The sequence below is a fragment of the Flavobacterium segetis genome (assembly GCF_900129575.1).
Taxonomy (GTDB): Bacteria; Bacteroidota; Bacteroidia; order Flavobacteriales; family Flavobacteriaceae; genus Flavobacterium; species Flavobacterium segetis.
This window is the reverse complement of sequence record NZ_FQWE01000003.1, coordinates 397,822-411,874: the sequence shown is the minus strand read 5'-3', so window position 1 is coordinate 411,874 and position 14,053 is coordinate 397,822. Positions and strand designations below refer to the sequence as shown.

Sequence of the window (14,053 nt, the reverse complement as noted above, 5' to 3'; positions counted from 1 at the left end):
TTGAGGCATCGTTCTTTATTTTAGTTTCAAATTATCTGTATAATGTGAAATGTCCAACAAATTCGCGTCCATCATTTGCCTGTTTAATTTTTATAACATACCAGTAATCCCCAGAAGGCAACTCGTTACCATTGTACCTTCCGTCCCAGAATTGACCTTCTCTGTAAGAACCAATTTTTCTACCGTATCTATCAAAAACATCGAATGTTAAATCTTTGTAATTGATTGTATTGGTTGGCGCCCAAGTATCATTAGTACCATCTCCATTTGGTGTAAATGCATTTGGTATTTTGATGTCAATAAACTCAAAATATTTAGTTGCAGTAGCAGTACATCCATTTGCATCAGTTACCACCACTGTATAGTTACCAGATTTAGTTATTATAAAATTACTTTGAGCTCCAGTAGAGCTACCGTCTAGTGCATAAGTGTAGCTTCCACCACCTCCAGCAGCGTTAGCAACAATTTCATTAAGTCCTCCCTCCGTAAGAGTCAGTGTCAAAGGTTCTACTTGAAGAATACCAAAGACAACGGCTTTAATACAACCATTAGTATGTCTTACTTCCACGGTATGTAATCCTGGTGTTAAGTTATTGAACACATTACTTGATTGGAAAGTAGTTGAGCCGTCTAGCGCATAATCTAGATCAATTGGATCATTACTTGCCTCTACCGTTATTGTAACTGAATTACTTGCAATATTACTAACACAACCATAATTGATAGTAGCTTGAGGATTTAAGAGTACCGGCTCTCCTAAAATCACTTCGTGCTCAGCGTCGCAACCGTTAGCATCACGAATGTAAACGGTATGCTCACTACCTGATAAATTACTAAAATCAAATTGTGTTTGACCAAAAACTCCAGCAGTATACGTGCCGTTTTTATCGTCAATGCTTACACTATAAGGAGAATTACCTCCTGTTATATTAATGCTAAACATACCGTCAGCATCTCCTGCACACACTTCTGCCATTTCTGATCCTGCAACTGTTGTTACTGTAATTGAATTTGGTTCAGTGATTAGAACTCCTGTAACGTATAGGAAACAACCATTTTCATCTTGAACGATGTAATCATAAGTGCCTGGCTTCAAATTATCAAAAACATTAGATTCAAAAAACTGATTCAAGTTAGGCGAGATCGCATATTTTATTATTCCTGTTCCACCAGAAGCTGTGATCACAATTCTTCCATCACCTTCTCCTGAACAAGTGACATTAGTAATTGTATTAGCTTGCACTAATGGAAAAGCAGGTTCGGTAATGTTTACAGGACTTGTGCTTTGCTCAACACAATCTACACTTACCACTCTTACAAGATAAGATCCTGCAGGAAGATTAGTAAAGTTACCTGGACTTGATTCCGTAGGTGTGAATGTTAATGCATTTCCAGCACCGTCTAACAACGTATAAACATAATTCCCTAAGCCACCTGTTGCTTTTGCAACAATCACTCCTGAACTATCTCCTTTACAGCTGATTACTGCATTTTGTGTGTTTACATCAAGTAGTAAAGTTGGAACAGCTTCAATTTTTATATCATTAGAAATAAAACTGATACATCCATTAGCATCTTGTACATAATAATTATACGTTCCTACTGCGACTGGGAATGTTACTGACGATCCAGTCATTGCGGTAAATGTAGCGAAACTAGGATCTACACTGTAAATATAAGGTGCAGTTCCCCCAGCAGCTGTTAGTGTAAGCGTGGCTTGAGTGCCACAAGTATTTGCTGACGCTAGTACTAAGTTTGCTGTTACCAGTGCAGGTTCTGCAATTACAATAGCTCCCGAAGTAGTTTCACAACTCCAAGAGTCAGTAACTTTAATTTGATAGCTCGCCGCTCCTAAGTTTGTAAACACATTAGATGATTGTGGACCATTATTAGTAACAGTGCCATTAGCAAACGTAGCTATTAAAGTATATAAATAGCCTCCTGAACCGCCAGTTGGTAAACTAGCTGTAATGCTACTTGTAGTATCTCCAAAACAACTTAATGCAGCGCCGGCTGTTACTGTAAACGCAATTGGTGTTGGATTTACTAAAATCACATTAACTGGATCTACACACCCTTTACTGTCTCTTACATTTACAGTGTAATTTCCAGCTACTAAACCATTGAATTCGGTTTGAGTACTGTAAGCAATGATTTCACTACCGTTTAATAGCAATTGATACTCATAACCACCTGGCCAGCCACCAGTAGCAGTTACTGAAATTGTTCCATCGTTATTACCAGTCACACAAGTGATTTCAGTATGTGTTTCAGTAATATCTAATGCGGCATTTGGACCTGATATGGTAAAGTTTTTAGAAACCGTACATGAAGGTGCCTGTGATAGCGTTGCTGTTACCGTATAAGTCCCAACTGCTAATCCAGAAATAGTTATTGGTCCTGCATTTAATGCATTTCCTGATGCAACCGAAACTCCAGCTGCGTCAAGCACTGTATAAGAAAACGGACCCGCATCATCACCGTTAAGTGGTGTAGTTGTGATTAAACGATCTACGAAAGTAACATTTGCACTACCATCAAATCCTCCAAAACATATTACATCAACAATAGTGTCAATTTTTAGGTCGAAAGTGTTGGGTTCATTAACGATATGAGCAGCTTGAACTTCACAATTAGTATCTAGATTTTTAACCGTAATTAAATAATTGCCAACTAATAAACCTGTAAAGATACCTGTTGAGTTGGTTACCCCTGTTCCATATATTGGTGCATTTGTAGTTGGATCATAGGTTACACCAACAAGAGTATATTCTAAATTAACAGTAGCTCCCGCAGGTATAGTGGTTGCCGTTACTTTAATGTTCTCTGGATTAGTACAAGTTATTGCTTGGTTTATAGTGACATTTACTTTGTCTAAAGCAATGTAAGGCGCAATTACAAGAGGAGCAGTTGTTGTTCCTATACAACCTTGACTATCATACACGTTTACACGATAGGATCCTCCCGCCAAATTAGCTTCTGTATAAACATTACTTGATCCAAACTGAACTTGCACGTCAGGAGATCCAATTTTTATAAACTCATAATTTAGATAAGGACTTGTACCTCCTGTAATTGCTGCAGGATCAACCGTTATAGTCGCAAAATTACCAGTGTTTCCTGTAGTACAACCAAATTCTACAACCGATGGTGCTGGAACTACAATTAAAGCAGGTTCTAGAACATCAATAGTTTCAGATGCAGTACATCCTCTCTCTGAAGTAACGTTTACAGTGTATGTTCCCGCTGCTAAACCACTGAATAATGGAGAAGCTTGCGGTGTTCCACCATTTAAGCTGTATAAATATACTGGATTATCGTTAATTCCGGGAGCTGGCGTGTCTAATGTAGCTGTGATAGTTCCATCATTTCCACCGTTGCACGTTACAGGAGTAGTTGCTAACGCAAATCCTGTAATAGCAGTTGCAGCTGGTAAATTTACAGATACAGATGCCTCACAACTAGTTGTTGTATCACGTACATAAATTGTGTGCGCTCCAGATGCAATTCCTGTAAAAGGTATAGCCATTGGATACACACCGCTGTCTATTCTATATTCATAATTTCCTGAACCACCTGTTGGTAACACGGCAATAACTCCATCACCATCTGTACAAGAAGGCGCTGCCGTAACTGTTGGTGTCAAAATCAATGGTTGTCTAATCACAACTAGAGCAGTTGCAGTTGTTGGGCAACCATTAGCATCTTTTACCGTTACATCATAAGTGCCTGGCGTATTTACAATAAATGTTGAACTTGTTTGAAAACCACCTCCTATACTATAAGTGAAAGGCGCAATACCTGTAGGTGTATTAATCGTGAAAGTATACGTTCCTGTTACTGCATCAGGACATTCACTGTAAGGAGCCACAGTGATATTCGATGGACTCGCATCTAATACTATAGTTTGTAAATTACTTGTAGTACAACCATTAGCATCCGTAACATAAACCGTCCAAGCCATATCAGCTCCTCCATTAGTATCTACAACAAAAACATTATTTGCTACAAATACGGTTGGTACAGGATCAGTCGTTTTTGCCACTGCATATTGATAATTAGTTGTTCCTCCAGTTGCAGTTATTGTAATAGTACTATTATCGTTATCACAATTAATATTTGTAGCTATACTTGATAAAGCAAGTAATGCAGCTGGCTGAGTTATTACTACTGAAACGTCAGCAATACAACCGGTTACATCATCAGTTACACGTAGCGTGTAATTTCCAGGCTGCATACCAGTTATTGTTACTGTGTTGCCTGTGATTGCAACTGTTCCTGTTCCTGCAGTTAAAGTAGCAGTATATGTTGTTGAAAAATTAGCCACAGCAATTGTTGCCGTTCCATTGTTCAAACCAAAACAAGTTACATCAGTAGTTGCACTTACTGCTGCCGTGATATTAGTTACCGGAGCAACGGTGTACAGTTCTTGGTACGTACAACCATTAGCGTCTGTCACTTGGAAAAGGTAATCACCAGGAGTTAGACCAGAAAATAAACCGGTTGTATTTGTAGTACCAGATGTGATATTTTGATAGGTATAAGGACCAACTCCAGCTGTTACGCTGTTTATAGTTACCGTACTAGTCAAATCTCCTAAACCTTGTTGAACACAGTATATTGGCGTACCAGCAATATCCATTTCTGTTGGTGGATTGAACGCTGGGGTAGTTACATTTACAAGAGAGAAGGTACAACCATTAGCATCACGCACAACGATTGTTGTACTTGCAGCTATTGGGCCGTTATTTACTGTAAAAGTATTATCAGTTGTAAATCCTAAACTATTAAAGTTATAGGTATAAACTGATCCTGTTCCACCACTGGCAGCAACTGTAATTACTGTTGATGTACTACAAGATGAATTAGGTACGAAAGTTGCGTTAGCTGTTAAAACAGTCGCAGGAGCAACAACTACGTTTGCATCATCAGCTGAGCAACCCCTTCCCGAGTTTACTCTTACTGTATAAGTTCCTGGTAACAAACCAGTGAATATATTAGACGGTTGTGAAGCTACTGTTTGAGGACCTGCTATAATCTCATATGTATAAATTGGATTGTTATTACCAGCTGCCAATGTAACGGTTATAGTTCCGTTACTATCTCCCACACAAAGGGCTGGAGTTGTAGCGGTTGTAAATGTCACGGGAATTGGAGCAACTAAAGTTACCACTGCAGTAGTCGAACAAGCTGTTGGAGTAGCCGTATCAGTCATTGTGATGGTATATGTTCCGGCAGGCAATCCTGAAATAACTCCTGTTGTGTTATTTATTGCAACACTTGGTGCCGTTGGCGTAATTGTGTAGGTATAAGTTCCTGTTCCACCAACTCCGCTAATTGTAATTACACCATCGTTATCAGCACATGTAGGCAATGCCGTAATGGCTGGTGTTGTCACTAATGGCGCATCAATTGTGATTGATTCCGAATCCGTACAGCCATTAGCATCACGAATGATGATAGTATGCGGTCCAGAGTTTAATCCCGTAACAGTAAACGGTAAACTAGGAATACTACTAAATGTTCCTCCATCTACACTAATGCTGTAAGCACCTGTGCCTGCTGTAATTTCAGTAACCAAAATTTGAAAAGCACCTTCTGCTACACATTTATCTACTACAGATAAGGCAATTTCTGGCGAAGGATCTAGGGCTATAGTTACTGGTACATCAACCGTACAACCATTTGCATCACGAACAGTAATGTTCCAAACTGTGCCTAAATTATAATCTAAAGTCAACACATTGCCTGATGCAAAAGCTGTTGAAGTAGCTGGCGCTACTGCTGCTGCATACGTATAAGGGCCAGTTCCACCAGTTGTTGTCACTGTAACCAACGCACCTAAATTACAATTTGCATTTACGTTTGCACTAACAGCAGCTGAAAGTGGTTGTGCCGGCTGTGTAATTGTAAATGGGAACGATGCTGAACATAAAGTTCCTGTTGCCTCCATTGCTCTCAACACATAATTACCCGCTGGTAATGTTGTAATATTTCCAGTCAATGGACCTCCTGCAACTCCGGTTAATGTACCATTTATTGGTGTAGGAAGCGGTAAAAGTGTCAATGCATTTAATACTTCATAATTGATCGTTGTTACTGTTGGATCAAAAGCTTGAACTGTAAATGCTAGTGTTCCATCAGAAGCTGCGTTACAATTAACATTCGTGGTTGCTGTGCCTGCTATATTGATGCCCGATGGAGACGGTGGTGTAGCAAATTCTTTAATAGAAATACAATTATTTACATCTCTTACTTGTAAAAAGTAAGTAACACCATGAAGCAACCCTGTGAAAACGTAAACATTACTTGCTAAAGGGACAGTCTCAGTTGATGGTTGCCCAAATATTGAATATCTAAACGGACCTATTCCACCTGAAGTTGTAACCTCCACATCAACACCAGTAGCGCAATTATTTGAGTCAACTAAAAAAGTTTGCGTTAAAAATGGAGGAGTTTCAATCCTAATTTTAGTACTATTAAATTCACATCCATTTGCATCAACAACAGTAATGTAATAATCACCAAAATTTAAGTTCATAAAACTATAAACTGGTGTTGGTGCACTATTTGTTTCAGTGTACGTAGCTATTTGAGTAAATGCATTGTCAAGTAATCTATAAGTGTAGGGAGCCGTACCGCCTGAAATGATATTAACATCAAAACTACCAGGAGTATTTGTATTACATTGAATAGGATTAGTAACAACATTTACAACAATTGCTGGAGGATTATCCAATACAATGGTCCCTGTAGCATCACACCCTTTAGCATCTCTAACAATATAATTATATGTCCCTGCAGCTAAGCCACCAAACACATTTGATGATCCTAAACCACTACTTCCTGAAATGCTGTACGTAAACGGTGCCTCACCCGCTGTGGCATTTAATCGAATTGAACCATCAGTAAATCCGTTACAAGTAGGATCCACATGAGTTTCTGTAGCCGTAACAGTTGCAGGCGCAATTGTAGTTACTACATTCGTTATTGTAGTACATGGAACTCCATTAGCATCGGTAATTTCAAAAGTGTACGTAGCACCTATATTACCCGCTGTAGTGTAAATAAAAGTATTCCCAATGACAGCTTGTGGACCACCAATATAAGCGGCAGCATTAATACTAGCTCTATAAGTAAATGGAGCTAATCCGCCAGAAATAGTTACTCTAATTGTAGCTGCTGCGGGTAATGAACACGTAATATCTTTAGTTACTGCTGCAACAGCAGATAATCTTTGATTAACCGTTACTGATGTTGTGGCTGGACAGCCATTAGCATCCGTTGCGGTAATCGTATAAGTTCCTGGAGCAACTGTAAAAGTATTTGCAGGACTTGGCGCTACGCCTGTGTTTATCGTATACGTGTAAGGCGCTAAACCACCCGTTGCAGATGCTTCTATTTGAAATAAACTACCAGTTGCTGTACATTGGTTTGTAACCGTGGCGGTAACTGTAGGTGTACCGTTATTAGTTATGTTTACTGTTCTCAATGGTGCTATACAACCATTGGCATCTCTTACGTATACGTCCCAAGATAGAATAGTTCCTAAATTAGTATCTACTGTTACCACGTTTGATGTTCCAAAAGTAGTAGGTGCCGTTGCACCACTTGGCACAGCCGCATAGCCATAACTTGGGGTTCCGCCTGATGCAGTAATTGTAATTTGAGAATTATCATTGCTACAAAATACTGGCGTTCCTGCTGCGGAAGTGATTGATACTCCAGCTGTAGGTTGCAAGATAGTAATGGACTCACTATCAGTACAACCTGTTGTATTATCTGTTACCGTAAAAGTATAGGTTCCCGCAACAAGATTTGTAAGCGTTCTTACGTCGCCTGTTGGGCTTAATGCAGATGGCAAACCTGGAGGCGTTGTTGTTACGGTTATCGTATAATTACTTGGAATGCTATAACCAGTCACGGTAAATCGTGCTGAACCTGTACTGTTTCCAAAACAAGCTACATCTGACAGTTTTACTGCTGTAACAGCAATAGGCGTTACTGGAGCAATGGTGTAAGATTCAGTGTAAAAACAATTATTAGCATCGGTTACTCTAAAGGTGTAGTTTCCTGGTAATAAATTGGGGAAGGTAGCCGTTGAACCCGATGTAGTAGCTGGCACAAATAACGATGGATTAGTAGCTGATGTAGTTCCAGTAATCAAGAACGTCAAAGCACCCACTCCATTTGTAGCTGTTACGGTTACAGTTGTAGTTGTTGCAGCGCAAGTTATTGCAGGATTAGTAAACGCTAAATCAGTTGGTGGGTTTAATGGTGCTAATACTACAGTTTCTACTAGCGATAAACAGCCGTTTGAATCTTTAACAATTATTTTAAATGTTTGTGTAGTTCCATTGTCATTAACAATGAGCGTATTATTAGAACCGTATGAAACGCCATCATTGTAGCTATAGGTGTACGTTCCACTTCCTCCTGTTGGAGCAACTGTAATAGTTGCTGATTGTTTCGTATTTGTAGCAGTACATGCAAAAGACGTTGCAGTGGCAGTCGCTACAATAGGAGCTGGATTTGCAATTATTACTTGAGTTACTACAGATGGACATCCTTTGCTATCAGTCACTTTGACATCATAAGTACCTGCTGGTAAACCAGAAAATTGATTTGTAGTTTGAGTAACAGTAATTGGTCCAGTTAGTACATAAGTATATGCACTTGTAAAACCTCCCGTTGCAGTGACTGTTATGCTTCCGTTATCAAAACCGTTGCACGTTACATCCGTTTTTACTGTAGTATGTGTTGGTGTTGTTTTAGGCGTTACTGTGATCGTGTTGCTCGTTGCTGGACAACCTTTGGTATCTGTTATTGTAAACACATAAGTTCCAGCTTGTGTTGTAGTATAAGGAAAAACTGTAACTGGAGTTGCTGCTGCTCCATTATAGGACACGCTATAAGTGTAAGGTGTTCCATTACCACCTGTAATTACTTCATTACCAATTGAGGCATCATCGATACACGTTAAATCTTGTAGTAAAGATAATTTCAAAGTTAATGCAGGTGCAATAACTATATTATTAATTGTAAAATCACAATTATTACTATCAGTTACTATTATAGTGTGTGTTCCTGGAGCGACGTTAGTGAATGTATTTGAATTTTGCGGTGTATTGCCATTAAATTTGTAAGTAAATGGCGCAGTACCACCCACAACATTTACAACAAGTGTAGCTGGATTTGCAGTGGTGTAGCAAAAATCAGTTGTAGCATCTAGAGTTGCTGTGAGTGCTGGCGGAGCCGCAACCGCAATTGCAAATCCGGTAGGGTTGGTACATAAATTAGCATCACGCACAAAAACGGTATAATTACCTGCTGGCACATTAGTGAAATCACGATTGTTATTGAAAGCGCGAACAACAGTGGTTCCATCTGCCGCACGTAATTCATATTGATAGGCTGGAGTTCCACCTCCGCCAGTTGCACGTATGGTTGCTCCAGTAGCACAAGTAGCCTCAAGAATTCTTGATGCAGATGCCGTTACAGCAGTTGGTGCGGTTATGGGTTGCGCGAAGGATTTAGTACACGCTACCGCAGATGATGCATCAGGCCTAATTTTTATTTGATACGTATTAGCAGCTAATCCGGTAATTGTAACTGGTGATGCTGTTGCTGTTGTATAATTTACACCATCGTCAATAGAATATTGAAAGCTAGAACCAAAATTTTGCACCGCAATGGTAATTTCTCCATTGGTTAGACCAAAACAAGTTACATTTTTAGTGCCTGAAATTTGAGCATTAAATGCTTTACCAGTTGGAACAACTATTGTAAAATCTTTTGAAGTAATACAACTTTTTGGTAATTGATAAACATTGATATCATCAATAACAACATCGTTTCCGCTAGTTGCAATACTTTTAGAACGTATAACAAAATTTAAATTGGTGTTATTTAATGGATCAAGCGTCAAAGAATAATTAATCCAGTCCGGATTTGTTTTTTTAAATGTTTTTGGAATCTTGTTAGTAGACTGAGAAGCAATTACAACACCCGCAGCATTCACCAATTGAAAAAGCAATTCTGGATCTTCCTGACTATTCACTAATTCTAATAAGTTCATAGCATAAACCGATACCGAAACGGGTTGGTTTTGTATAATATCTTTGATTGGTTTACTGTACAGTACACCGTCGGCTCCTGCAAATCCACCAATATTAACGGCAAGAAATCTCCCTTTTGTAACAGTTGCATTAGAAGTATGATCTCTCGCAGCTACCCAAGGTCCAAAAGGAGAGACAATTCTAGCTGTTACAGAGTAATCCCCATCATTAATTTGTATACTTGACTTACATTGGGTAGCAGTAACTTGTCTTTCAAAACAATACGCACTATTCATTCCTGGAGAGGTTACATCCTCACCAATACCAAAATCCTCTTTTAACAAATTACTAAAGGTAGGTACCGTTCCCACCTTATATTCTACCCGAACTGCGTGCGTACCTGGTGGTACATTTAAAAATACATTACTGGGTACATTCGTGTTTTTTGTCCCGTCTAAGTAATAATCATACGTATAAGATGCGCCACCAGGATTGTTGATGGTCACTGTGCTGGTTGCGGTTCCATCGCAATTAAAATCAACAGGAGTCGCTACGTCTATAACTGGAGCTACAGGTTCTGGATCTAATGTCACTGGTGCAGAAAAAATACATCCATTAGCATCTTTAACATATAATGTATAAGTTCCAGGCGCTACAAATGCTTCGTTACTGCTACCATAAGTAACTTGATTATCAAAACTATAAGTGTAAGGCGCAACACCTCCTTGAGGGTTTGTAATACGAACTTTACCATAATTTTTTGGTGTAGGTGCTATTCCACAACCCGCTAGTTCTGACACACCAGCAGAGGCAGTCAATGCAGCAGCTGGTTGAGTGATAACTACGGTTCTCATTGTATCAAAACAGTCTTCACCATTTAGAGAATATCTAACAATTGTACTATAAGTTCCTGCCACTAAATTAGAAAAAGTTGATGACGCTAAGTAAGTAACACCGTTATCTATACTATAGGCTAGACTATAACCGTTAGTAGCAGTAGCGTTGAAGTTGATGGCGGCAGAATTATCTCCGTAACACTTAACATTCGTATTTGTTACAGTAGTTACTGGTTTAGCGATTGCATTTACAGTAATAGAAGTATTTGCTACGCAACCATTGTAATCAACAACTCTTACTTGATATACACCTGCAGTTGAAATTACTATATCATCAGCAAATTGCGGAGATGCCGATCCATTAACATAATAAGAGTAAGGCGCAGTTCCACCTAAAGCTTTAACAGTTATTAGACCATCTGTACAAGTTAAAGATTTAGTTAGTGCCACACTTGCAGTTAAAATCTCTGGGGCTCGTATTGTAAAAGAACCAGTCTTTAAGCAATTATCATCAGTTTTTACCTCATAGTCATAAGTGCCAGGACTTAAATTGGAAAATGTATAATCACTAGCGGCAATTGGACCTAAACTATTTACTTGAGTTCCTCCTAAACTAATTTTATAATAATAGCCTCCGCGAACATCATTAGCAGCTAATTTTACAGCACCTTTTTCACCATTACAAAGTGGTTGAGAAATAAATTCAGTTACTGTGAAATTGCGTTGTAAAATATCAATTCCAGGTACTGAAAATAAGCAAGGATTGCTAACCACTCCTTTTTGTCTGATGTACGCTGTGTACGTTCCTGCAACTGGAATAGAAAATATATTACTATCCTGATAAGGACCCGTAGGATTCAAACTGTATTCGTAACCAGATCCAGGAACTCCGCCTACCGTTATCTCTCCTGCGGTACTACAAATAATATCTCTTGAAGTTGCAGTTGGGTTTAATAAATTTTTAAAGACATTGAAATAAAAAATATTAAAACATCCACCTGCATAATTAAACACAACTCTAAACTGACCAGAAGTGTTAGCGGTATAACTTATTCCACTAGAAATATTATCCCATTTACAATTTACTTTTTCATTAGCGCAATCATCACTACCTGAAGCGGGGCAGCTGGATTCATCTAATTTTTGCCAAATAATTGATATGGCATCTGTGACACCTGTATTTATTAGCCTACTTGCATTTGCACCACATAAGAATATTTTTGGAAGATCTTTTCCATTATCTGGACACTTAGTTACCTGATCTGCAAAAGGGATTACTGGATTTTTAACAGTTGTACCAGAAGGTGAAACGGTAACAACTTGCTTTATAGACCTACAAGGAGCAATTGCAGTATTAGTTACATAATAAGTTCCTGTTTGTGTTACTGTGATGGACTGAGTAGTGCCAATGACTGGTGTTCCAGATGGACTTGTTGACCATGAATATTGATTGTATCCATTTGCTGCCGTTAATAATACATTTGCACCACACAACTGATAATCTTTCGAGTAAATACAATTTTCAACTCCTACAAGAAAATTAGTTGGGGCTGGCGTGCCCAAGTAACAGTTTCCAAAAGTAGCCAAACTGAGCTGATCGTCTATTTTAATCTTACTATCAACGCCTTCATATGTTGCAAAAGCTTGATTTTGGATTTTATCTGAACAAGCATCGCTTAAGTCATTACATTCCGGAACAACCTGAACTTTAAATTTGATTACGTATCGAGGATCATTTTTTTCTACTAACCCTTTTGGAATTGTAAATAGAATAGTTCTCGTTGCTGCCGTGTAAACATAAGTAATACCAGAATTATTGGGAACAATAATATTAGCAGGATCAAAGTTAATATTTATTGGTAAAATATCTTTAATGGTAAAATTTTCAGCATTATCATTTCCAATATTTTGGAAACCAATATTATAAAATAATTGTTGTCCTAATGTAACATTTGCATTTCCTATATTGTTTGGAGGTGTTGCATTGTCAAAAACTTCTTTAGTTAAAACAATATTTGGCGCTATTATTTCTAATGCAATTGCGTTAAAATAATAAAAATAGACGTCTTGATTACTACGCAATCCTATTGTAGCACTAACATCATTATTTTTTATAATCTTATTCCCGTTATTGTTTATCTCTAATATACCAGCATCATAACCAAGTGTGTTAGTACTTGCTGGATTTCGATTAATATAGTTCTCCGTTTTATTTGTTAATGGATCAATGTACGTAACAGAACTATTGAAAAAATTATTTGTAGTCCTAATTGTTACTCCTGCATTATTTACCGCTGAGAGTATAGAACCATTAACCGTTAAATAATCTCCACTAATGCTTCTATCGCCTTCTAAAGAAGAAAATGCGAACTTAGCCCGAACTGGACCTGTAGGAATTGTTCTAAAACCCGTTACAGGAATGTCTAAATTAACTGTTGCACTAATAGCACTAAAACCATCGAAAGAGGTAATCGATTTAGCAGGTAGTTTCGGATCTTCATATACTATATAAAGAGACCATCCAGCAGATAATCCTGTTCCACCATTACTTCCTACTTTGGAGGAAACATTTGCAACTGTGTACGTTCCCTCAGGAGTTGGGTTTCCAGTACCAGTAACTAAACTTGTCACATCTGCAAAGCAAGCATAAGGTAAACTCGTTCCTACTAAAGTTGTACCGGAATCATGAATGACGGTTCCTGTAATATCATTATAACCTCCCGAAGGCATTTTAAATTTTATATTTGTTATTGGGTCAGTTCCTTTTGTAACGGCACCCCAATATAATGCAGCATAAACAATTTTATAACATGCAGGAGCGGGAGCTGACAAATTTGGTATTACTAAATTAGCACTACTAGAATTAAAAACGCCTGTCGTAGCTCCATTGTCGATATTGACAAATTGCATATTAAAATCTGAATTCAGATTATTACCATTGAATGCATCGTTAGGTTTTTCATTATTTTTAGCAGTGCTCCTATTTAAGATATTATTCCCAATGAGAAGCATATCACCTTTAATATCCTGATCGAACCTTTTAACAAAAGGCTTGAAATTTTGAGAATAGGATGCGAGAAATTGTAGAAAAAATAAAGTAATTAAAATAATTTTTGAAAAAGTGGGTTTTTTCATGTTTGGGTCTTGTATTTAATTTTC

General features: G+C 38.1%; 1 protein-coding gene. It reads right to left on the bottom strand.

Going from position 1 to position 14,053, the window contains the following annotated elements:
* Positions 1-31: 31 nt before the first annotated feature.
* The gene (locus BUA99_RS06105) at positions 32-14,029 is read right to left on the bottom strand and encodes a T9SS type B sorting domain-containing protein (protein WP_072989574.1); all 13,998 of its coding nucleotides are present in this window, start codon (positions 14,027-14,029) and stop codon (positions 32-34) included.
* Positions 14,030-14,053 lie beyond the last annotated feature (24 nt).